Here is a 22,595-nt window from a genome sequence, read left to right as displayed (position 1 = left end):
ATTATATAATTTCAACCATTAGATCTTTTAATTTTTTAACACAACGCTCTTTCTGTTTACGAACCGCAGTAGGGTTTTTTGAAGTGATTTTTGCAATTTCAATTAGCTTCATTTTTCCGTAATAGTGCTGTGTAAGCAGTTCTTTGCAGTTTTTACCCAGGCTATTCCAGGCCCGGCTAAAACCTTCGGGGACCGCAGCGTCCGAACGTTCTTCTTCCCGCTCTGGAATCCCTGTAATATCGTTCGTTAGGGGTTGATTGTTTTTTTTGTTTCTCAGATACATTTGAGTGGTCATTTTGGTGAATAAAAATCTCAGATTCCCATAGCGTAATTTTCCATTTACAAATCGCAACCGGAACTCCAGAAGCGTATCCATGGTTGCATCATAGGCATCTTCATGACTTGCTCCACATTCGCGTTTTACATACAATATGGTTTCCTCAAACTGTTTGAGAAATACCTGAAGGAAAAAACGGGTATCGTTTGCCTTAAGGTCATTGATCATTTCCGCAAAAGATGCTTCTGTAAGACCAAAATTCTTATTCTCCATGAATAGGGTTTTCAAATGCATTCAAAGTTAGTATTCTAAGGTACAAATCTGGTTTGCTAGTGAAATTCATTCTGTGATTCACATTCGCATCTTTTACCCTATAAGCACCGAATTCCTAAAACGTGACATTTTTTTTAATCTTCCGTAAATTCCTTCAACGAAATTTTTACCAAAGTGCGCCTTGGAGCCGCTAAAATGAGGGTTTCAATTCACTCTAAGTTATATACGAAGAAGTGAAAATTTTACAAATAATGTAATGGGAATTAACCTTTGGTAAGCTTCCGGAGGGCCGAATTATGAGTAGAGTATATGCCGATCATTAAGACTAAAAAATCTTCGTTAGGATTAGAAATTAGCCAAAGTGGATTTACAATCAAGTCAAGCTGGGATTCTATACATCAAACTAAAAACATTTAAAAAAGTGGCGCTTGAATCTTCTGTATATTATTTTAATCCCTAAGCTGGCCATTAAATCCAATGTCAGAATCAATTAGTCTATACCCTTAAAGCTGTTTGAGGGATGTTTTCTGTTGGTTTAATTTCTTATTTTTATTCCCTAACGAAAGCCCGGGGATTGACCTACCCGTACCTTAGGGTCCATTGTAACCCAGGAATTCACTGAGTATGGTAAACACTATCAAAAAAAATAAACTTTTGGTTTTCTTAACGGTACTCATAAGCTTAGGAGTACTGATCTTTGATATATTCCATTATTCCAATAGCTACGGCATTGTAGAGATCAATAATGTGAATGCCTTACTGTTGGTGCCTTTTATACTGTTGGTCTGTGGACTTGGGATGGCTTTGGGGAATAATAAGAACACCGAGGCAGTTGAAATTGCCTATAAAGAACGACTTTCGGACCGGGAACGGGAGGTTATTGAGCTTATTTGTTCGGGTAAGAAGAACCAGGAAATCGCGGATGAACTCTTTGTTGATATCAGCACGGTAAAGAGCCATATCAACAGAATATACAAAAAGACGGGATTGAAAAACCGAAAGGAACTCAGGTTTTATGGCGACAGGGTTCTACAAAAGAGTGGAAACCATTAAATCCACCCTTTTTTCCAACCTCATTTAGTTGAATTTTGCCAATTTGAATTTGAATTTTACCTCAGCTAAAAACGAGAAAATGGCAAAACTAAAGACAGCCCTAATTTACGGATTTGTAGTAGCACTGGCAGGCACCGCCCTATTGCTGACCCTTATTGCATTCAAATTGATCGGTCCCGAAGCCATTGCTTTGGAAACTGAAATGACTGGCGGAACCATACTCTTTCTAATGCTCTACCTTTTTCTGCTCTTCGCGATCTATTTTGCCATTAAGAAACGGAAAGAAACACTTGGAAGAGGTATAAAATATAGAGAGGCCTTTGTACAGGGGTTAATAGTTAGCGCCGCAACCGCGATATTCAGTGTGGTTTTTACGGTTATTTTTTATGAAATATTATACCCGTCTTATGTAATTGAAACCCTTGAGGCACTGAGATTGAAAATGGAAACCGCCGGTGTAAAGGCGGATATGTTAAATGCAAAACTTGAAGAAAAAGCAGCTTATTTGAGTACTTCTACCCAAAGTTTTTACGCCTTTGTAGGAAACCTTATAACAGGGCTTGCCTTCACCTTACTGCTGAGTTTCTTTCTAAAATCAAATACAAAAAATGAACTATAACAGCCAGATTAGCGATTATATAGCCGGAGCCACAGAGGAGCAGGTCATTGTACTGGAGGAGCTAAGAGAACTTGTACATAGGTCGGTGAGTGAGGTGCGCGAAGAAATAAAATGGAAAATGCCTGTTTTCAACAACGGAAAGGACTTTGCTTATATGCGATTTGCTAAGAAACACATCACTCTGGGATTTTACAATATCGAAAGGTTAAAAGATCCGGCTGGCCTATTGGAAGGACAAGGCAATACCTTAAAGCATATCAAGATCACTTCCCTGGACAGCGGTCTTAAGAAACAAATCGCTAAATGGTTGGTGGAAATCACTGAGTAAATCCCCTTTCCTGGCATATATGCACCTCAAGGTAGTTCAGATTCGATATTGGGCTTAACTCGCCCTGGAGCCGGAGACACTTTCACGAAAACTATGGATTTAACTAAGTCTCAAAAATACCCGTAGGATGCCCGTCCAGGCTGGTGGTATTCTTTTGCTTTCGGTATTCCAGCAGGCCTTCTTCTCCCTTTTCCTGCGCCCAGGTATCCAGCAGATGCCGTTCCCCCATGTAATCCATTAGGGGTACGCCAAAGCCACAGGAAGACTGTACCAGCTCTATTTGCATATCGATAAGTTGCCTGGCTCCTGGGATCTCAGGAAATAATCCGATGTGCTCCTTCCATTCCGCGTCCCTTTGGTGATGGACTTTGGCCGTTCCGTAAAGCCTGAGGATGAGTGGTTTTTTGTCGAATGCGCAAAACATTAACGTCATTCTGCTATTGTTTTTAAGGTGTGTGGCAGTTTCGTTCCCACTGCCGGTAAGATTAAGCCATATTACCCGATTCTGGTCAATAACCCTTAGGGAATCCATACCCTTGGGTGATATGTTTATGGTTCCTTCCTCCATGGCTGTGCCCACAAAGAAGAGTTTTTGCTCCGAGATAAAATTAATAAGCCTGCTGCTCAGCTTCGCCTGCCGCTTTCCCATACGTTTTAATTTCCTTTAGATCACCATCTGATAATCGCACTACCCCAGGTAAAGCCACTACCAAAAGCAGCGAGCACCACCAGGTCTCCTTCTTTGACCTTCCCTTGCTCCCAGGCTTCCGTTAGGGCAATGGGTATAGAGGCAGCTGTGGTATTCCCATAACTCATGATATTGTTAAATACCTGGTCGTCCCTCAACCCGAATTTCTTCTGTACAAATTGAGAGATCCTCAGGTTGGCCTGATGCGGTATGAGCATGTCAATCTGTGAGGGCTGTAAATTATTGGCAGCGAGACCTTCCATAATAACTTCGCTAAATCGAACAACCGCATTCTTAAAAACGAACTGCCCGTTCATGTATGGAAAATAAGACTCATCTTCAGGATCGTTGTCTGCCAGAATATCATTTACCCATCGCTTACCCATTCCCGGGGCTATCAGCGAGAGCTCCTCAGCATGCTGGCCTTCCGAGTGCAGGTGCGTAGATAGTATACCCTTTTCGGTATCTTCTTCCCTGCTGAGTACCGCCGCTCCGGCACCATCGCCAAAGATCACAGAGACAGCTCTTCCACGTGTGGTCATATCCAGGCCGTGGGAGTGCAATTCCGAACCGATCACCAGTACGTTTTTATACATCCCACTCTTGATATACTGATCTGCCAGAGAAACGCCGTAAACAAAACCGGAACATTGATTTCTGATATCCACAGCCCCAACGGTTTTGATTCCCAGATCTCGCTGTACCAACACTCCCGGGCCCGGGAAGTAGTAATCAGGACTTAAGGTCGCGAATACAATGAAATCAATATCGTCCTTATCAATTCCGGCCCTTTCAATGGCAATCCTGGCGGCCTTGACTCCCATAGAAGTTGTAGTGTCCTCTCCTTTGATCACATGCCTTCGTTCTTTGATACCTGTTCTTTCCTGGATCCATTCGTCATTGGTATCCATCAGTTTGGAAAGGTCGTCATTGGTCACGACGTTATCGGGCACAAAATAACCCAGGCCTATTATTTTGGAGTTGTACATGTTGTGGTTTGTTTCGTTCTTTTGAAAAGTCTGATCGGTTCCTTAAGTTGTAAAGCTTAACGCAAAATCTAAGATAACCAAAAAATAATTGATTTATGCGCTGGCCTTTCTGACAGGAAACCCGGTAAGGTACTTTTCAAAGTTCTTTACCGTCACTTTGGCTTTAAGGTCATGGAGCAGGTTATAAAGCCCAAAGAATGTTCGATTTATATACAGGAAATGTTTTGAGCCTCTGTTCCCGTTCATACGCCTGATGCGCTCGTCCTTGGAATAGCGCTCGCTCAGGTCGGCGATACGGCCCCAGAATACCTCATCTCCAAAATCAAATTCGGCTTCGTTAAACGGAGAGGTAAACAAGCTCAGCATTTCCTTGAACAGAGCTTTGAAAAAACGATGTTCCTCCGGGGTATCTTGACTGGACAGTATCTCCAGGTCTACCAATTTTTGAGTCAGGTACTCGTCATCATTGATATTATCCCTTTGTGCCAGCTCAAAATAAGGATTGTAAAACTCATCCGGCAATTCCTTGATACATCCGAAATCTATAGCGATCAAAGTGTCTCTTTCGCTGACCAGGAAATTCCCGGGATGCGGATCCGCATGTACTTTTCTAAGTCCATGCATCTGCAACATATAGAAATCCCAAAGGGTTTGCCCCAGCTTATTTCCCAGATCCGCATCGAAGGCGGTTTTGGTAAATTCGCCCAAATGCTGACCGTGCATCCAGTCCATGGTGAGTATACGTTCACTGGATAATTCTTTGTAGTATCTCGGAAACTCAAGATTTGGGATATGCTGGCAAGCTGTGGTGATCTCAACACTTTGGCTCAGCTCGAGTTCATAATTTGTTTCCTCAATGAGTTTGTGCTCTACCTCTTTAAAATATTTATCGGAATCCTTGGCCTGGAGGTTGAACATGCGCAGGGCTACAGGCTTTACAAGGGCAAGGTCACTGCTTATGCTTTCCGCTACACCGGGATATTGAATTTTTACGGCCAATTCCGTACCTTTTTTTGAGGCCTTATGTACCTGGCCTATGCTGGCAGCATTGATAGAGTTCTCGTTAAAAGTGTCAAAAACCTCTTCCGGATATTTACCGAAATATTTTCTGAAGGTTTTCCTCACCAAAGGCGCTGAGAGTGGGGGAACTGAAAACTGAGCAAGGGAAAACCTCTCCACATAGGCACGTGGCAGAAGATTCTTCTCCATACTTAGCATTTGAGCAACTTTCAGCGCACTTCCCTTTAGATTTTTAAGACCGTCGTAAATATCCGAGGCATTATTCTCGTTCAATTCTTCCTTATCCAGTCCCGGGGTCACCAGTTTCTTGCCGTAGTACTTAACATAATTTCCTCCGACTTTGATGCCGGTTTTTACGAGTTGTCCGGCTCTTTCTATTTTTCCAGTAGGTATCCTGTCTAAGGTCTTCATTAAATTCAGGGATATATGTTAGGCGAATCTTTCTTTAAAAAGGAATTTTCCGAGATCTACTATGCGTTCCAGGGGAGTATTGTCAAATACATCAAAAATGGTATTGACCGATTTCTCTATGGCCAGATCTGTTTTTTCAAATCCGGCGGAAGAATCGTCTATCCAGAATTTGAGCAAAAACAAAAACTGTAACCAGGCCGCTTCGGAAAGCAACTTTGGGTTGTATTTCGTTATCTTCAGGTTCTTCTCAGCATTATCTTCTGAAATAAGCAGATTGACGAAATCCTTGTACGAACGCCTTAATACAGATAACTGCTCCAGGCTGCTCAGGGTATTCTTATGCGATCCAAGTGCAAAAAGGGCATAACTTCTGTTAAGGGTCAGCAATTCAAAGAATGTAAAGAAAAAGCTGAGCATTTTATCCCTGCTGGAATAGCTTTCATAAGCTTCATTCTTCTCCAATAGCGAAGAAGTCTGGTGATAGAACTGCTGCCATACCTCTTTTTCAAGTCCTTCAATGGAACCAAAATGTTTATAAAAATCCTCTTCTTTTATATTGTTCAATTTGCAGAATTTGAATACGGATCTTGGCCTAGTTTCGTTTTCCAGCACGAACTCCATATATGCGGAAATGATGTTTTTCCTGAGGTCCTTTTTCGCCGCCGCTTTTGTTGCCATTTTTAGAATTTTTGTTTAAGCAAATTTAAAAAATATTATACAATATAGATGTTAATTATTTGGGAATATTGCATAAAAAAGCGCGCTTTCGGGGAAAGCACGCTTTTCAAACAACCTAACCAATTAATAAACAAACTGATTACAAAACATTAGCGACTCCTTCATAGCAACTAAGTCATTGATAATCATGTCAAATATATATAACGTTTAATATTTAAACAAATATATTAAACAAAAAAATATGTTAAACTTTTACTTCCCCTTGTTTTTATGGCCCTGAGGGGTGTCAGTTTGTCACTGTTTTTAACAATGGTACTTTTTTTGCCTTTCGGCAGTAGTAATTGACTAAAAAATATTTAGACATGGCCACAGGCAAAATCAATGTTTCAGTAGAAAACATATTTCCATTAATTAAGAAATTCTTATACAGCGATCACGAGATCTTCCTCAGGGAACTGATCTCCAATGCTACAGACGCTACTTTAAAGCTCAGACATCTTACCTCCATAGGGGAAGCCAAAATAGAATACGGCGATCCTCAGATAGAAGTAAAGGTGGATAAGGAGAACAAAAAGCTTCACGTACTGGACCAGGGAATCGGGATGACTTCCACAGAGGTAAAGAAATACATCAATGAAGTTGCCTTCTCCGGAGCAGAGGAGTTTTTAGATAAGTACAAGGACAGCGGTAAGGATGCGGGTATCATAGGTCATTTTGGACTTGGCTTCTACTCCGCCTTCATGGTTGCAGATAAAGTAGAGATCATCACCAAGAGTTACAAAGACGAGCCTGCGGCGCACTGGTCTTGCGACGGCTCTCCGGAATTTACACTAAAAAAGGGAAACAAAGAATCTCACGGTACGGAGATCATACTTCATATAGCGGAAGACTCCACCGAATTTCTCGAAGAATCCCGGATCAGGGAATTGCTAAGGAAGTACAACAAGTTCATGCCAATCCCGATCAAGTTTGGGACACGTACGGAAACCCTTCCAAAACCAGAGGGAGCCAAAGAAGAAGATCCGGCCCCAACTCAGGAAGTAGACGATATCATCAACAATCCCAATCCGGCCTGGACTAAAAAACCTGCCAGCCTGAAAGAGGAAGACTATAAAGGTTTCTACCGGGAGTTATACCCTATGCAATTTGAGGAACCCCTGTTCCACATCCACCTGAATGTAGATTACCCTTTTAACCTTACCGGAATACTATATTTTCCGAAACTGACAACCGATCTCAATATCCAGAAAGACCGGATTCAGCTATATCAGAACCAGGTATTTGTTACGGATAATGTAGAAGGGATAGTACCGGAATTCCTTACCATGCTAAGAGGAGTTATAGATTCTCCGGACATTCCGTTAAATGTGTCGCGGTCTTACCTGCAGGCAGATGGGGCGGTAAAAAAGATCTCCTCATATATCACAAGAAAGGTTGCGGATAAGCTTAGTTCTATCTTCAAAAAAGACCGGGAGGATTTTGAAAAGAAATGGAATGACATTAAGATCGTCATTGAGTACGGAATGTTGTCCGAAGAAAAATTCTTTGAAAAGGCTGACAAATTTGCACTTTACCCTACGGTTGATGGTAATTACTTTACGTTTGAAGAACTGCAGGAGAAGATAAAAGATCTGCAAACGGATAAGGACGACAAGCTGGTAGTGCTTTACGCCTCAGACAAAGAAGCGCAACACAGCTATATTGAGGCCGCAAAGGCCAAGGGCTACGAAGTGCTGTTGATGGACTCCCCTATCGTATCTCATTTGATGCAGAAACTGGAAACTTCCAAAGAGAAATTGTCCTTCGCAAGAGTGGATGCGGACAACCTGGATAACCTCATCAAAAAGGAGGATACGCAGATCTCCAAACTTTCTGATGAGGAGAAGGAAAAGCTCAAAGGCAATCTCGAAGAGGTGATAGACGACAAGAGCTATACCGTACAACTGGAGGCCATGGACAGTGATGCGGCTCCGTTTATGATCACGGAACCGGAATTCATGCGCAGGATGAAGGAAATGCAACAAACCGGAGGCGGTGGGATGTTCGGCATGGGTAATATGCCGGAAATGTACAATCTTATTGTCAATACCAACCACGAGTTGGTCAGTGAGATCCTCAACACCAAAACCGCTAAGAAAAGAGAGCGCCTCATCAATCAATCAATTGATCTGGCAAGATTATCCAAAGGTTTGTTGAAAGGGGAAGAGCTAACCCGCTTCATCAAGCGGAGTTACGAAATGGTGAAATAAATTAAGAAAGGCCAGGGATACCGTTTATAGCCTGAATTGGTTTGCTCAAGCTAAGCTTTTTGTATTAATTTAGGCCATCATGCAGTATCCCTGGCACCTTTATCTTATGGCCGGCATTTATGTTTTTGCTGGCTTGTTTCACTTTATCCGCCCACGCATATATCTGCGCATTATGCCTGCCTACCTCCCGAAACCAGAGCTGTTGGTCTGGCTTAGCGGGATTGCTGAGATCTTATTGGGCCTGGGCCTGTGTTTTTCAGGTACCAGAAATATAAGCGTCTACGGTATTGTCCTGATGCTGGTGGTTTTCCTGCTTGTACATATTCATATGTTACGGGATAAAAAAGCGAGTATGGGGCTACCCGTATGGCTACTCATAGCACGTATTCCTTTGCAATTCGGACTGATGTACTGGGCTTTAAACTACCTGATCTGATTCCGGCATCCCTGGATCTGGACCCGTTCAACCCGGAAGAAAACGTTTATCCCAGCGTGCCTTTAGTAGAATTGCCTGAAGTAAGGCAAAGAGTGCCATAATTACAATAGCATACATGGCAATATCCGGTAGTTCAATATTAACCGGCCTGTCCATATATGTGCTAATTGCAGAGGTATCCAGGCCCAAACCCTTAAGCCATCTGAACTCAAATTCTGCCTTACCAAACAAAACCCAGATCCCGGTAGCAGAGAGGATCGCGATCAGTATAGCCCAGGTACGGGAAGAGATCAAGGGTTTGTAAGCTGTAATCGTACTCTTTTGGGATTCCAGCTTTGAAAGTACTACCGAGGTGAAATCCATAGATGGAGAATCCAGACCGGCTTCCTTAACGGTCTTCTCGATAAACTGATCCAGTATCTTTTCCTTATTTTCCTCCATAACTATTTAAAATTTCCGGTTCTACAGTACTTTTTAACAAATCTGCCAGTTTTTTCCTCGCCCGGTGCAATCTTACCTTTAAGGCGTTGGGACTGTTTCCCATAATTTCTGAAATCTCTTTCAGCGATAGCTCTTCGTAATAATGCAATGTGATCAAAACCCCGTCATCTTCCGGAAGTTGTTGTATGGCTTTTTTTACCATTTGCTGTCTTTCCTGTACTTCCATGTCATCCATTTCACTATCCAGAGCAGAAATACTGTATTCCCGTGAAACGTCTATTGTGGTCGTACTTATTCTTCTTTGCTTTTTCTTCAGATAATCCAGGCTTCGATAATATGCAATTTTATATAGCCATGTAGAGAACTTGGCGTCCCCCTTATAGCTGTTTAAGGCCTTGAAGGCTTTTAAAAAAACATCCTGAGCAACTTCTTCCGCATCCTCATTATTTTTGACTATCTGGGCGGCCATAGTATAGACCATATGCTTATATCTGTCTATTAGCACCGCATAGGCTCTGGTATCCCCATTTAAAGCCCGCTCAATATAGTGTTGGTCTAGGTTTTGGCTCATTTAGCTCATAAGACGTCATAAAAAGGGTTCAGGTTACATATTTAAAAAAAAATCCAATTGAATGTAACCTTTTTCAAAAACTATCCGTCCTACGGGCAAACCAAATGTTTAATCATCAAAAAACAATTACATGGGAGGAGAAATAATCATAACAGCAGTCATATTCGGGGCAATCTTTGGGGTATTCTATTTATACTTTTCCACAAGGAATAAAGAGCGTTTGGCCCTTATAGAAAAAGGAGCTGACGCCAGTATTTTTGTAAAAGGTAAACGCAGCGGTACCGCACCATTCTGGAAGATACTGATACTGAACCTGGCACTTTTGCTTATGGGTATAGGAATTGCCATCTTTCTTGCATCTTTTTTCTCTTACAATTTAGGAATGCGTGAAGAAGTGGCCTTTCCGGGCACCATCTTCCTCATGGCCGGGGCCGGGCTTTTTGCAGGCTTTACCTTAACGAGGAAATTGGAAAAGGAAGAGGACTAGAAACGAATTTATCAAAAAAATAAGCGGACCACTCTGCAGCAGCAGGGTGGTTTTTTTATCTTTATGCAATGAAGATAATTGCTACGAATATCGGGAAACCCACAACCATTTTCTGGAATGGGAAAGAAGAAAAAACCGGCATTTACAAGTACCCTACCTCATCTCCCATAGCGCTAGAAAAAGAGGTAGTTGCCAATGATACTATCGCCAATCGCAAGGTGCACGGGGGGCCGGACAAGGCCTGTTATCTCTATTCTGCCAATCATTATCCTTACTGGAAGGACCGCTATCCCGGCTTGAGCTGGGATTGGGGTATGTTCGGAGAAAATCTCAGTGTTGGGGATATGGACGATTCCCAGATCCGGATCGGGGATGTTTTCCGGCTGGGTACGGCCCTGGTACAGGTATCGCAACCCAGGGAACCCTGCTATAAATTAGGTGTCCGCTTCGGAGACCAGGAGATCCTCAGGCAGTTTATTGAATATGGAAATCCCGGAACCTACGTGAGAGTCTTGGAAGAGGGTAAGGTTGCTGCAGGAGATACGCTCGAGCTGGTTGAAGCTTCAAAAAACCCACTGACAATTACACAGTTCTTTAGTTTACTATACGCCAAAGAGAAAGATCAGGAAATACTTCAACTCGCACTCAGCAACACCTCCCTTCCACAGGGAAAAAGAGACAAGCTAAAACGCTTTATAAAAAAAGGGGCCATTTAATGACCCCTTTTCCTTGGAATTAAAATTAACTAAACTAATTGACCACAATGGTTTCGTAATAGGTGTTTTGATCGTCCTTTACAACCAGGGTGTAACTGTCATCAAAGGCTTTCTCAAAGTTAAAGGCCTTCTCGATCAGCAGATCCCCCTTAAACACCTCTTTGTAAAGCATTCTTCCGTTACCATCGATCACCTTTACAGAAACACTGTTCCCTTCAAGGTTCAGAAGGTTCAAAAAGACCTTGTCTTCCGTTTTTCTGAATACCGGTTTGGTCCGCTCCTTCTTAGCAAGGATCTCTACTGATGGTTCATCTATATCTATGGAATAAGTGATCTCTCTCAAAGTGTTTTCCACTTTCATGGAGTAGACCCCTTCTTCCAGCAGATCCAGGTCGAACCGCTTTGCATAAAATTCCTGATCCTCAACGGCATCAGAGAAAATAATACGTCCTTCGGGATCAAATAAGCTGATTTTTGTTTCTGCCGACTGTGCCGGAAGTTTAAAAATGAGGCTTTTTCCTTCTGTCCCGATTTCAAGCAGATGCTTCGCTTCTTTAGCCAAACCTGTCATGGAAATGAACAGGGCGGCTACAACTGTCGTGATTTTCCAATTTACTTTCATAACTTCTTGTTTTTTAGATTCATGAATAAATTTGACAGTACAAACCTACTGCTGAAATCTAGCCGGAACTACATCATAATTTTCCACTTTATGTGTTATTTTAACCTGCAAATAGGTTAAAAAATAGTTAAGAGGTAATATAGAACATATTTTGGGTAATTTTGCAAAGTTGCACGTTTGAGGGCCTTGTTAATTTTGTATGTGTAAGACTCAAATAATGATAAAGCAAAAACCTACTTTTGAAGCCATTGCTCCCAATTTCGGTAACTCCTATACGTACCAGAAATTTGATCAGGACAGGCTTAATAAGAACAACAGCTGGCACTATCACCCGGAAATAGAACTGGTATATGTGAACGGAGGATCCGGAAAACGCCAAATAGGCAGTCATATGTCCTATTATACTGATGGCGACCTCATCCTGATAGGCAGCGATCTTCCGCATTGCGGACTTACGGATTACCTGACCGGAAATAAAAGTGAGATCGTGGTTCAGATGCGTTTGGATTTTCTGGGAAATGATTTTTTCGATATCCCGGAGATGAAAAGGATACAGGAATTGTTCCAGGTAGCCAGAGGTGGTGTCGCCTTTTACGGGGAAACCAAGGATCTCATTGGGGAGCAAATGGAAACCCTGGAAACACAATCCGACTTCAGCAGGCTTTTGGCCATATTGAACATCCTGAACGAGTTGGGTAAGTCCAAGGAGTTTAAAGTCCTCAATGCCGAAGGTTTTTCTCTGGAAACCGAGGTTAAGGACAACAACCGTATCAATATTGTATTTAACTATGTCAAAGCGCATTTCCGGGAAGAGATCACCTTATTGGAAATGGCGGAGAAGGTGAGTATGACCGTACCATCCTTCTGCAGGTACTTTAAAAAGATCACTAATAAGACCTTTGTGCAATTCCTTAACGAATACCGTTTGGTCCACGCTTCCAAATTGCTGGCGGAACAGCCAATGAGCATTACCGAAGTGTGTTTTGAATGCGGATTCAACAATTTCTCGCATTTCAATAAGTCGTTCAAGTCATTTACCGGACAGACGCCATCTGCTTACCGAAAGCAGCTCAAAAATGTCTTAAATTAGCGAATGCACAAACTCATCGTTCAAAATCTGGATCTTCCTGATGCGGATATCAGCTATATTCCCAACTTTCTCGACCCGGCCCAGGCCGGTGACATATTCCGGGAACTCAGGGATTCGGTAAGCTGGAGACAGGATCCGATTACGGTATTTGGCAAGACCTATCCCCAACCTAGGCTCACAGCCCTGTATGGCAATAACGGAAAGCCCTACGCCTATTCCAACATTACCATGCACCCGGAGCCGTTTACCCCTGAAATCCGGATACTTAAAGAAGGTATTGAAGCACTTTGCGCGGTTAGCTTTACTACCTGCCTTCTAAATCTTTACCGGGATGGGCGCGATAGCAATGGCTGGCATGCAGACAACGAAAAAGAACTGGGCAGAAATCCGGTTATTGCCTCCATAAGCCTTGGGCAAGAGCGTTTCTTTCATCTAAAACATCGAAATCGCACTGAATTGAGACATAAATTGTTACTGGAAAACGGAAGTTTGTTGCTAATGCAGGGCCCAACACAGCACCACTGGCTGCATCAGATCCCAAAAACGGCCAGAACCATTGGAGAGCGGATAAATCTGACCTTCAGGGTAATTAAATAAAAAATCGATCCGATTGAACCGATTTTTTAACACCCTTTTCTTTACAAGTTCCCTACTATCTTTAGCGGGCGGGTAATAACACTAATTTCCTCGCAGAAAACTCTACTTATATAACTTCAAAACCCGTGCCAGGGTATATCAATTCGATGACTGGTTAAATATTAAGGCAAAAGGAATAAAATTGGGATTCAGAAGGGATTCAAAATAGATCATTTAGCACTTTGGCTAACCTTACTCCACCTTTAAGTAGCTGATTTTCAACGGTGCCCCACCAGACGTAACGATATCTATAGTAAAGTTTCTCACCTACTTCTACGGACTCGTAGACTTTATCGGCAATGTCCCGGCTCTCATCCACCCAATCAAGCACATCACCCTTTTGAATGGCCTTGATTTGCTTTTTTGAGATTTTGGGCAGCTTATCAGCCAGTTCGGTATAACTCATCCCGTAATCGTCTATCATATTCGCATCCCAGAGCCGGTGAAGATTCGTTCCACGATCAAACCACTGGATCTGAATATCATTCCCTCCCCTATCCTCTAGTTTTCCAACATGCATGGGCTGATGCAGGTCTCCGATAAGATGTATTAGCATTTTGAGATAAAACACCCGGTCTTCAGCTCGGGATTCCTTATCCTGTGCTACAGCGATGCATTTTTCAATACCCACAATGAGGTCGCCGTAGCGACTTGGAGGTTCCTCCCCGTATTTCTGGCCTGGTGGTATATTTACATAGTGCCAGGCGCTGAATTTTCGAAATGTACTGTCTGCCTTGATCTCATCCGCAAAGGTAGAGACCGCCGCCAAGCTCTGCCCATTCAGCAATTTCTTTAAGGCCCTTTTTGTCTTAGCCTTCAGGTGTTGCTCTGCTACCAATCCAATGGTCCTGTGACCGGTTTTTGACCAGACGGGAGGTTTGCTGTATAAAAAATTGCACCCCAGGAAAAGCAGTACAGCCAGTTTTTTCATGCTTTTGGTTTTGGCCAAATGTATTAAATAGAAATTTAAGCAATTGTTAAGGTTGGTGCCATTTTAATTTTTTAATTTCATCTTGCACCCAAATTAGCGAACCTTGAATTCAAAAAAGAAAAGATCTTTAATCCTCAGATACCTCTTATATATACTAGGAGCAGTTTTGTTCTTCTGTTCCTTATTCGTGATAAGTGTGAATTTAGGGCTTTGGGGTAAGATCCCTTCGACAGACGAGTTGGCGAACCTTAAATACCAGGAGGCGTCCGAGATCTATTCCCGTGATAGCGTGCTTATTGGCAAGTATTTTCTCTATGACAGACAGCCGATAACAAAGGAAGAAGTTCCTCAGCACCTGGCCGATGCCTTGGTGGCTATTGAAGACGAAAGGTTTTATGAGCATTCAGGAGTAGACTATAGAAGCCTTTTTCGCGTGGCTTTCAAAACTGTACTACTCCGTGACAAGTCTGCCGGAGGAGGTAGTACCATAAGTCAACAATTGGCAAAGAACCTATATCCTAGAGAGGCTTCCGGCAAACTAAGACTCGTGGCAACCAAACTCAAGGAAATGATCATTGCCAGGCGACTGGAGTCTGTGTATCCCAAAGGGGATTTGCTCTTGCACTATCTGAATACGGTTTCTTTTGGTGATAATACTTTTGGAATTGAAAGTGCTTCACAGAAATTCTTTGGCAAAAATGCCAAAGACCTCAGGATTGAAGAGAGCGCGGTTTTGGTTGGAATGCTCAAAGCGACCTATTCTTACAATCCCAGGGTATTTCCCGAAAAAAGCAAAGCCCGGAGAGACCTGGTTCTAAGGTCTATGGTGCGCAACGAGTACCTGGCGGAAGCGGAAGCGGACAGTATCATCGAGAAGTCGCTGGTCTTAAACTACAAAGACTACGATCACAGTACAGGCATTGCGCCTTACTTTAGAGAAGAACTGCGAAAAAGGCTGCTGCGGCTAAAGGAAATAAAGAATGATGACGACGGACTGAGCATTTACACTTCAGGCCTCAAGATCTATACTACACTGGACTATAAAATGCAGCTCCTGGCGGAAAAGACCATGGCCGCGCATATGAGCAAGCTGCAACGGCAATTTGAAAAAAGCCATGGCAATAGTGCACCCTGGATACGGGATAAAGGACTGATAAACCGTGCTGTAAAAAACTCCGGTCCCTTTAAAAAATTGATCAGTCAAGGTCTTAGTGAGAGCGAAGCGATAGACTCCCTTTCTACAAAAAAGTCTATGGTTTTAAGCAGTTGGGAGGGAGACCTGAGTATTCAGGCCAGTACCATTGACAGCCTACGGCATTATATGAAATTCCTCAATACCGGATCCTTGTCTTTAGATCCGGCTACCGGAGCCGTGCTGACATGGATAGGTGGCATTGATCACAAGCATTTCAAATACGACCATATTTCACAAAGCAAAAGACAGGTGGGATCTACTTTTAAACCCATTGTATATGCGGCTGCCCTGGAAAGTGGTATAAGTCCCTGTACCTATTTTTCCGCTCAGGAAATAGAGTACAAAAATCTGGAAGGCTGGTCGCCCGGTAATTCCAGTGATGAGGATGAAACCTACCTGAATTACTCTATGGAACAGGCCCTGAGCCGATCGGTGAACACGGTTGCCGTAAAAGTATTGGAGAAGACAGGAATTCCTACTGTAATAAGCCAGGCGGCCAATATGGGGATTACCGCTGAGCTTCCTGAACAACCTTCACTTGCACTGGGAACCGGTGAGATAGGACTGGATGAATTAGCCGGTGCTTATGCCAGCTTCGCGAATGACGGCAGGGCAGTTCGTCCCTATTTGATCACTAAAGTTACCCGGGCCAATGGAGAGCCGCTTTTTGAACACCAGGAGGCAGATCCTGAAGAACAGGCGCTTTCAGATGCTACCCGCAAGCTAATGGTAGAAATGATGAAAACCACGGTCAATGAAGGTACAGCCGCGAGGATCCGTACTACTTATGGCCTGAGGAACGACATCGCCGGAAAAACCGGTACTACACAAAACAATAAGGATGCCTGGTTTGCCGCGATTACGCCGAAGCTGGTGCATGTAAGCTGGGTAGGACTGGATCAGCACGAGATAGGGTTTAAAAGTACCAGCCTCGGACAAGGCGCCAGTGCCGCCCTTCCTCTTTTTGCCACTTTTATGAAAGAATTGAACCGTGATCCTTCCTTCAACCATATTACCCGGGTGCGCTTCGAGAAACCCGATCAGGAAATTTTGGCCAGCCTGAATTGTAAACCGGTGAAAAGGGATGGATTTTTTAAACGCCTCTTTAAAAACCCCAAGAAAAAACGGAAGAAAAAGTTTAAGAAATCCTAGGCGAAGTCGTTAAATCTTTATCAATTCCGGGCTAAAATTTGGCATTTTTTTAACGGATTATTGGCTTAAATTTGGGCCTGCTGACTAATTCAAAACTAATGGCCAAACCGATTTGCTTTACAGCATTTCTAATCTTCTCCCTCCTAAGTTTCGGACAAACTCCCCAAAAATCCTTTACTGTAAAGCATACCGTTGAGACCATAGAACCAGATGGCATATTAGATGAAGCTGCCTGGAAAACTGCCGAAACCGCAGGTCCTTTTCAGCAATATTTTCCCTCAGATTCCATTCCCGCTGAATATCAGACGGACATTCGTATGCTGGTTAGCGAAACCACTCTGTACATCGGTATTACCCAATATACTCCCGGAGATGATTATACGATTACCTCTCTGCAACGGGATTTTCGGGCCGGGGGTAGTGACAATATAAGTCTGTTGTTCGATACCTTTAACGATGGGACCAATGCCTTTCTTTTTGGAATAAACCCCCTGGGAGTACGGAGGGAAGCGCTGATATCCGGAGGAGGTTCCAGTCTGCGAGGGTTTACCACGTCCTGGGATGTTAAGTGGAAGGGAGACTCGAAGATCTATGATGGTTATTACACCGCTGAGCTGGCTATACCTCTGACTTCCTTCAAATTCAGGGAAGGTGAGACCAAATGGAGGTTTCAAAGTTATCGTTTTGACTTTCAAAATAACGAGAGAAGTGTATGGTACAAGGTTCCGCAGAACCAGTCACTCATAAACCTCGCATTTATGGGCGATATGCTGTTTGAAAAGCCCTTAGGCAGATCCCGGACTCCGTTGGCCATCATCCCATATGTAAACGCTATCAGCGATAAGGATTTTGAGACAGACGTAGGTGAAAACAACATCAAGGTAGGAGGTGACGCCAAGGTTGCCATTGGAAATGGGATGAATCTTGATATCACCCTGAATCCGGATTTCAGTAATGTGGAAGTTGATGATATTTTCACCAACCTCACACGTTTTGAGATCTCGCTTCCCGAGCGCAGGCAATTCTTTATAGACAATAACGACCTCTTCGGGAGTTTTGGTGGTGGACGAGATGCCAACCCCTTTTTCTCACGCCGGATAGGTATCGCTACAGACAGTGCAGATAATAGTATCCAAAACCGTATCATTGGAGGTATAAGGCTCAGTGGGAAACTCAATGAGAACCTTCGTTTGGGATTATTGAATATACAAACTGACGAGGACCTTGAGAATGAAATAGCATCCAATAACAATATGATGCTCGCGCTGCAGCAAAAGGTGTTTGCCAGGTCGAACATCGGCCTCTTTTTTATCAATCGACAGTCTTTTAAGGATTACGACTTTGTTGAACGGGAAGAGGAGTATAACAGGGTGATCGGGATCGATTACAATCTGGCCTCCGAAGACAATGTCTGGATTGGCAAATTCTACGGACACAAATCCTTTCAGCCTGATGATTCAGAAGGCAATTATTCTCTGGGCGCTTTTCTGGGAAGGAATTCAAGGTTTTTCAATGTTTTTACGGACTGGGTATTTGTCGATGAAGAATTCTCATCGGACCTGGGGTTCATTCGCAGAAAAGACATTGTGAAATCCGCTACTTCGGTAGAAGCCGTATTCTGGCCCAAAAGGGGTCCGGTTAACAGCCATTCCATTGAGTTTTTCCCGATCATCACCTGGAGGCCGGGTCTGGATTTCCAAAAAACGGATCACGATATCCGCGCCAGTTGGGGATTCAGTATGCGGGATCAGTCGGAGTTCGGATTGGAGTTTTCCAACCGTTTCGTCTTCCTCACAGATACTTTTGACCCCACGGGCACTGACGGGGCCACTCCCCTGCCTGCAGACCAGGGTTATCATTTTAATGCCTTGCGCTTTGCCTATGAAAGTAACAGGGCCCAGGTGTTTTCCTATGAGCTGGAGACTTCCGTAGGTAGATTCTTCAACGGGAACCGATTTTCCATTGAAGGAGGGCTCTCTCTGAGGCTACAGCCCAAGGCGATACTCAGCCTGGATATCAATTACGACCACATAGAACTACCGGCTCCCTTTGCCACTGCCGATCTCTGGCTTTTAAGCCCCAGGATAAACCTGACGTTTACCAAGTCCATTTTCTGGTCTACCCTGGTGCAATACAGCAATCAAAGGGATAATCTGGGGATCAATTCGCGCTTGCAATGGCGTTTTGCCCCTCTGTCTGACCTCTTCCTGGTGTACAATGACAACTACTTTGTGGATCGGTTTTCGCCTCGCTTCAGGTCCATCAACCTAAAACTCACCTATTGGCTTAACATATAATCTGTTTTTCCCCGAAGGCGTCCCAATTTGATTATATTTGGAAGCAATAACCCGCTTTTATGGAAAAAACCGAACTAGCCGTGCCGTTAATTACCGATGATACGGTGGTTTTTGGCCTTCTGGCGCTTTGCCTTGGTTTCGTTTTTTACACCTCTTCCTTAAAAACCAACTTCTGGAAAAGATTCTACTCTTTTATTCCCGGAGTACTGATGTGTTATTTATTACCCGGTATCCTTACTTCCGTTGGTATTATCGCACCGGAATGGCAAAGCCTTAACGAAAACGGTGAGCTGGTTGAACATGAGTCGCGCTTATATTTTATGGCCAGTAGATACTTGTTGCCCGCCGCGCTTGTCCTGATGACTTTAAGCATAGACCTTAAGGCCATCGCAAACCTGGGTTCCAAGGCCCTCATCATGTTCCTGACGGGTACCACAGGGATTATTATAGGCGGACCTATTGCCATACTCATCATGTCGATATTTTCCCCTGAAACGGTGGGTGGTAATGATTTTGACGCTACATGGCGTGGTCTTTCCACCATAGCGGGAAGTTGGATCGGCGGAGGGGCCAATCAGGCTGCCATGTTTGAGATCTTTCAATACAATCCGAAGAAATTCAGCCAGATGGTCCTGGTAGATGTGATCGGGGCAAATATCTGGATGGCCGTGCTGTTATGGGGTGTCGGCAGAACAAAAAGAATAGATCGCTGGCTAAAAGCAGATGTTTCTGCCATTGAGGAGTTGAAGATTACGGTTTCTGAGTTTGCAGAGCGCATTACCCGGGTACCCAGTATAAGGGACTACATTATGATGACTTTCTTTGCTTTTACCGCAGTAGGTATCGCCCATTTCTTTAGTGGCTATCTCAGTACGCTACTGGTCCAAGGTTCAGAGGTGATCAGCAATCCCAAAAGCTTTTTGTCCTTCCTTGGAGGGAATTTCTTCTGGATGGTTGTCATTGCTACCGCAATTGGTATAATCCTATCATTTACCAAAGCCAAAAACTACGAAGGTGCAGGAGCCAGTAAGATTGGAGGCGTCTTTATTTATATTCTCGTCGCCACTATTGGAATGAAAATGGACTTAAGCCGTATCCTCGAAAATCCGGGCCTGCTGGCTCTCGGACTGATCTGGATCTCCATACATGCCGGACTCCTTATTCTGGTAGCCAAACTCATAAAAGCTCCCTATTTTTTCCTGGCGGTTGGCAGCCAGGCCAATGTGGGTGGAGCCGCATCAGCACCGGTGGTAGCTGCCGAATTCCATCCATCACTGACCTCTGTAGGAGTGCTTCTGGCCGTATTCGGATATGTAGTCGGGACTGGTGGAGCTCTGTTATGCGCTTACCTTATGGAAATCGCATCAAAAGTTTAGTATTCCGCAAAGTTTGTTGATATTTGCCGCACAAATTTGGATAAGATGAAGAAGATCGGCTTTTTTTTAATGCTCATTGTAGTACTATATTCCTGTGGCTCAAATAGTTCAGAGAGCAGTATGATAGTTACTGGAAATGTCAAAGGCCTAAAAAAAGGTACACTCTATCTTCAGCATATCCCTGATTCCGTATTAGTGACCATAGACTCGTTAAAGATTGCCGGTGACGGGAATTTCAATTTCGAGATCCCCCTGGATCATGCGGAGATATTCTATCTCTATCTGGACAAAACGGATAATAATGACATTAATGACAGGATCACTTTTTTTGGCGAGCCAGGTACCATAACCATAAATACTGCCTGGAATACTTTTGATACCAAAGCCAGAATATCAGGTTCTGAAACCCATAAGAAACTGGAAGAGTACCGGGAGGTCATGTCTCGTTTCAATTCCAAAAACCTGGAGTATCTACAGGCTGCATTCGATCCTGAGGTTCAGCAGGACTCCCTCGCGATGGATTCTATTCAACGAGCCAGTGATCGCAATCTTGTGCGTGGCTATTTATACGCTATCAATTTTGCGCTGAACAACAAAGACTCTGAGATCGCCCCTTATATAGCTGTAAAGGAAGTTCCGGACGCCAATGCCAAATACCTGGATTCGGTCTATACCGTATTGAGCCCGGAGGTAGCTGATTCCAAATACGGAAAGGAACTCCGTTCTTACCTGGATAAGATCAAAACTGCAGAATAGATTCAGGATTGGCTCAATTAAGTTTATTGAGCTTGGCAATCAGGGCATTCGCTTTTTCTTCAAGTTCTTTTCTGACCTCTTTGAGATGTGCTTTGCGGTTCTCCACTTTCTGGTCATTTACTTTTGCGATCAGATCGTCAAAAGTATTGATGGCGCCATCAATTATTTCGGTGCCTTCCTTAGACCCTTCCTTATCCGAAGAAGATTCAAGAAGGTACACGGCTTCAATAATATCGCCTAATACATAATTGATGTCTTTCTTCAAATCCCTTATACTTGCCATTTGTAGTTTTTTTCAAAATTAAACAAAAAGAAGATCAGTTTTTCACTGTTGCACAATCAGACTGTGACTTCCAAAAGTTTGGATGCCTTAGTACGGATACTGATCTGTTCGCTATTGGCTGGCATTAATACAGTTTCGCCCCTTGCAATGCTAACAGAGCCTGAATCATTGGCAATTACCGCTTCACCGTCTACGCACATATATATCGTAAAGGAGTCCCGATTGCTGGTGTCCTGCTCAAGGTCCGAAGACAAATGCAAAAAGTTAGTCTTGAAATAAGGGCAGGATACCATATCATTGACGTTGTCCTTCTCTTTTGGATAGTTTACCTTAAAATCATCCTTTTTCTTATAATCCAGAGCATCTAAGGCCAACTCCGTGTGCAGTTCCCTCAGATTTCCATCCTTGTCTCTACGGTTAAAGTCGAAAATGCGATAAGTAATATCCGAGGTTTGCTGTATTTCAGCCAACAGCACCCCGGCACCTATGGCGTGTACTTTTCCCGTATTAATAAAAAAAGTGTCCCCTTCAGAAACCGGTTCGTAATTCAGCAGTTCAAGAAGGGTGTCGTTTTCCAGGCTTTGGGCGTACTCTTCACGGGTAACGTCCCTGTTAAACCCAACAATAAGCTCGGCGCCAGGATCTGCATCCATAATGTACCACATTTCCGTTTTTCCGAAGGAGTTGTGCCTTTCTTTGGCCAGATCATCATGTGGGTGCAATTGAATGGAGAGATCCAGTTTGGCGTCAATAAATTTGATCAGGATTGGAAACTCATGGCCAAAACGTTCCACTACGGAGCTTCCCAAAAGCTCCTTAGGAAATTTTTCGATCAGTGTCGTCAGCGAAGTTCCCTTATGGTCTCCGTTAGCCACAACGGAAACATCTCCGGCCACTCCGGAAAGTTCCCAGCTCTCCCCTATTCCATCAGCTTGCACGGATTTACCCAATACTTCTCCCAGTTTGGTCCCTCCCCAGAGGCGTGGTTTTAAGATGGGAACAAATTTTAAGGGATGTATAC

At 43.5% G+C, this 22,595-nt stretch carries 24 protein-coding genes; 13 read left to right on the top strand and 11 right to left on the bottom strand.

Features of this window, described 5'->3' with window-relative positions; all coding sequences use genetic code 11:
• Position 1: 1 nt before the first annotated feature.
• Positions 2–550 (bottom strand): RNA polymerase sigma factor, encoded by a 549-nt coding sequence (locus GTQ38_RS07570; protein ID WP_161434893.1) that lies wholly within the window; start codon positions 548–550, stop codon positions 2–4.
• Positions 551–1,204: 654 nt separating this feature from the next.
• On the opposite strand from GTQ38_RS07570, the gene GTQ38_RS07565 reads away from it, so the two are divergent.
• From GTQ38_RS07565 to GTQ38_RS07555, 3 genes are all read left to right on the top strand, one after another.
• On the top strand, positions 1,205–1,603 hold the full coding sequence (locus tag GTQ38_RS07565) for a response regulator transcription factor (protein WP_161434892.1): 399 nt from the start codon (positions 1,205–1,207) through the stop codon (positions 1,601–1,603).
• A gap of 79 nt (positions 1,604–1,682) precedes the next feature.
• A complete protein-coding gene (locus GTQ38_RS07560; RefSeq protein ID WP_161434891.1) occupies positions 1,683–2,222 on the top strand; it encodes a DUF4199 domain-containing protein in 540 nt (179 codons plus the stop codon).
• Positions 2,212–2,550 carry a DUF1801 domain-containing protein gene (locus GTQ38_RS07555; RefSeq protein WP_161434890.1) on the top strand — a complete coding sequence of 113 codons (339 nt, stop codon included), beginning with the start codon at positions 2,212–2,214 and terminating at the stop codon, positions 2,548–2,550. The genes GTQ38_RS07560 and GTQ38_RS07555 overlap by 11 nt, the downstream gene beginning before the upstream one ends.
• A 103-nt stretch (positions 2,551–2,653) precedes the next feature.
• On the opposite strand, the gene GTQ38_RS07550 is transcribed toward GTQ38_RS07555, so the two are convergent.
• The 4 genes from GTQ38_RS07550 to GTQ38_RS07535 all read right to left on the bottom strand — a co-directional run bounded on the left by GTQ38_RS07550 (position 2,654) and on the right by GTQ38_RS07535 (position 6,336).
• Positions 2,654–3,199, bottom strand: coding sequence for a pyridoxamine 5'-phosphate oxidase family protein (locus tag GTQ38_RS07550; protein ID WP_161434889.1), 546 nt, complete (start codon positions 3,197–3,199; stop codon positions 2,654–2,656).
• A 20-nt stretch (positions 3,200–3,219) separates the two neighbouring features.
• Positions 3,220–4,227: a 3-oxoacyl-ACP synthase III family protein gene (locus GTQ38_RS07545; RefSeq protein WP_161434888.1), complete on the bottom strand. Its 1,008-nt coding sequence runs from the start codon at positions 4,225–4,227 to the stop codon at positions 3,220–3,222.
• A gap of 93 nt (positions 4,228–4,320) precedes the next feature.
• Positions 4,321–5,658 (bottom strand): ABC1 kinase family protein, encoded by a 1,338-nt coding sequence (locus GTQ38_RS07540; protein ID WP_161434887.1) that lies wholly within the window; start codon positions 5,656–5,658, stop codon positions 4,321–4,323.
• An 18-nt stretch (positions 5,659–5,676) separates the two neighbouring features.
• Positions 5,677–6,336 carry a TetR family transcriptional regulator C-terminal domain-containing protein gene (locus GTQ38_RS07535; RefSeq protein ID WP_161434886.1) on the bottom strand — a complete coding sequence of 220 codons (660 nt, stop codon included), beginning with the start codon at positions 6,334–6,336 and terminating at the stop codon, positions 5,677–5,679.
• Positions 6,337–6,698: 362 nt separating this feature from the next.
• On the opposite strand from GTQ38_RS07535, the gene htpG reads away from it, so the two are divergent.
• The gene (htpG, locus tag GTQ38_RS07530) at positions 6,699–8,585 is read left to right on the top strand and encodes a molecular chaperone HtpG (protein ID WP_161434885.1); all 1,887 of its coding nucleotides are present in this window, start codon (positions 6,699–6,701) and stop codon (positions 8,583–8,585) included.
• 79 nt (positions 8,586–8,664) lie between these two features.
• Positions 8,665–9,021 carry a DoxX family protein gene (locus GTQ38_RS07525; RefSeq protein WP_161434884.1) on the top strand — a complete coding sequence of 119 codons (357 nt, stop codon included), beginning with the start codon at positions 8,665–8,667 and terminating at the stop codon, positions 9,019–9,021.
• A 27-nt stretch (positions 9,022–9,048) separates the two neighbouring features.
• On the opposite strand, the gene GTQ38_RS07520 is transcribed toward GTQ38_RS07525, so the two are convergent.
• Both GTQ38_RS07520 and GTQ38_RS07515 read right to left on the bottom strand, forming a co-directional pair.
• The gene (locus tag GTQ38_RS07520; RefSeq protein WP_161434883.1) at positions 9,049–9,462 is read right to left on the bottom strand and encodes a hypothetical protein; all 414 of its coding nucleotides are present in this window, start codon (positions 9,460–9,462) and stop codon (positions 9,049–9,051) included.
• Positions 9,449–10,033 carry an RNA polymerase sigma factor gene (locus GTQ38_RS07515; protein ID WP_161434882.1) on the bottom strand — a complete coding sequence of 195 codons (585 nt, stop codon included), beginning with the start codon at positions 10,031–10,033 and terminating at the stop codon, positions 9,449–9,451. Before GTQ38_RS07515 ends, GTQ38_RS07520 begins: the two co-directional genes overlap by 14 nt.
• Positions 10,034–10,163: 130 nt before the next feature.
• Between GTQ38_RS07515 and GTQ38_RS07510 the strand changes: the two genes are divergently transcribed.
• On the top strand, positions 10,164–10,520 hold the full coding sequence (locus GTQ38_RS07510) for a DUF6249 domain-containing protein (RefSeq protein ID WP_161434881.1): 357 nt from the start codon (positions 10,164–10,166) through the stop codon (positions 10,518–10,520).
• A 68-nt stretch (positions 10,521–10,588) separates the two neighbouring features.
• On the top strand, positions 10,589–11,236 hold the full coding sequence (locus GTQ38_RS07505) for an MOSC domain-containing protein (RefSeq protein WP_161434880.1): 648 nt from the start codon (positions 10,589–10,591) through the stop codon (positions 11,234–11,236).
• A gap of 34 nt (positions 11,237–11,270) precedes the next feature.
• On the opposite strand, the gene GTQ38_RS07500 is transcribed toward GTQ38_RS07505, so the two are convergent.
• The gene (locus tag GTQ38_RS07500; RefSeq protein ID WP_161434879.1) at positions 11,271–11,858 is read right to left on the bottom strand and encodes a hypothetical protein; all 588 of its coding nucleotides are present in this window, start codon (positions 11,856–11,858) and stop codon (positions 11,271–11,273) included.
• A 217-nt stretch (positions 11,859–12,075) separates the two neighbouring features.
• Here GTQ38_RS07500 and GTQ38_RS07495 point away from each other — a divergent pair, with 217 nt between their 5' ends.
• Together GTQ38_RS07495 and GTQ38_RS07490 are read left to right on the top strand one after the other, a co-directional pair.
• Positions 12,076–12,948 carry an AraC family transcriptional regulator gene (locus tag GTQ38_RS07495; RefSeq protein WP_161434878.1) on the top strand — a complete coding sequence of 291 codons (873 nt, stop codon included), beginning with the start codon at positions 12,076–12,078 and terminating at the stop codon, positions 12,946–12,948.
• A 3-nt stretch (positions 12,949–12,951) separates the two neighbouring features.
• A complete protein-coding gene (locus GTQ38_RS07490) occupies positions 12,952–13,545 on the top strand; it encodes an alpha-ketoglutarate-dependent dioxygenase AlkB family protein (protein WP_161434877.1) in 594 nt (197 codons plus the stop codon).
• Between the two features lie 199 nt (positions 13,546–13,744).
• Here the strand turns inward: GTQ38_RS07490 and GTQ38_RS07485 are convergent, their stop codons facing one another.
• Positions 13,745–14,515, bottom strand: coding sequence for a S1/P1 nuclease (locus tag GTQ38_RS07485; RefSeq protein ID WP_161434876.1), 771 nt, complete (start codon positions 14,513–14,515; stop codon positions 13,745–13,747).
• A 103-nt stretch (positions 14,516–14,618) separates the two neighbouring features.
• Here GTQ38_RS07485 and GTQ38_RS07480 point away from each other — a divergent pair, with 103 nt between their 5' ends.
• The 4 genes from GTQ38_RS07480 (at position 14,619) to GTQ38_RS07465 (ending at position 21,291) form a co-directional block, all read left to right on the top strand.
• Entirely contained in the window at positions 14,619–16,862 is a 2,244-nt protein-coding gene (locus GTQ38_RS07480; RefSeq protein ID WP_161434875.1) for a transglycosylase domain-containing protein, read from the top strand.
• Between the two features lie 98 nt (positions 16,863–16,960).
• Positions 16,961–19,159 carry a DUF5916 domain-containing protein gene (locus GTQ38_RS07475; protein WP_161434874.1) on the top strand — a complete coding sequence of 733 codons (2,199 nt, stop codon included), beginning with the start codon at positions 16,961–16,963 and terminating at the stop codon, positions 19,157–19,159.
• Positions 19,160–19,218: 59 nt separating this feature from the next.
• Entirely contained in the window at positions 19,219–20,535 is a 1,317-nt protein-coding gene (locus GTQ38_RS07470; RefSeq protein ID WP_161434873.1) for a DUF819 family protein, read from the top strand.
• Between the two features lie 45 nt (positions 20,536–20,580).
• Entirely contained in the window at positions 20,581–21,291 is a 711-nt protein-coding gene (locus GTQ38_RS07465; RefSeq protein WP_161434872.1) for a DUF4369 domain-containing protein, read from the top strand.
• Positions 21,292–21,304: 13 nt separating this feature from the next.
• Here the strand turns inward: GTQ38_RS07465 and GTQ38_RS07460 are convergent, their stop codons facing one another.
• Both GTQ38_RS07460 and GTQ38_RS07455 read right to left on the bottom strand, forming a co-directional pair.
• Positions 21,305–21,574 (bottom strand): hypothetical protein, encoded by a 270-nt coding sequence (locus GTQ38_RS07460; protein WP_161434871.1) that lies wholly within the window; start codon positions 21,572–21,574, stop codon positions 21,305–21,307.
• A 56-nt stretch (positions 21,575–21,630) separates the two neighbouring features.
• Complete coding sequence (locus tag GTQ38_RS07455; protein ID WP_161435193.1) at positions 21,631–22,593, bottom strand: type I phosphomannose isomerase catalytic subunit; 963 nt, start codon at positions 22,591–22,593, stop codon at positions 21,631–21,633.
• Between the last annotated feature and the right edge of the window lie 2 nt (positions 22,594–22,595).

This window comes from Poritiphilus flavus (genome assembly GCF_009901585.1).
GTDB lineage: Bacteria > Bacteroidota > Bacteroidia > Flavobacteriales > Flavobacteriaceae > Poritiphilus > Poritiphilus flavus.
This window is presented reverse-complemented; position numbering and strand designations above follow the sequence as displayed.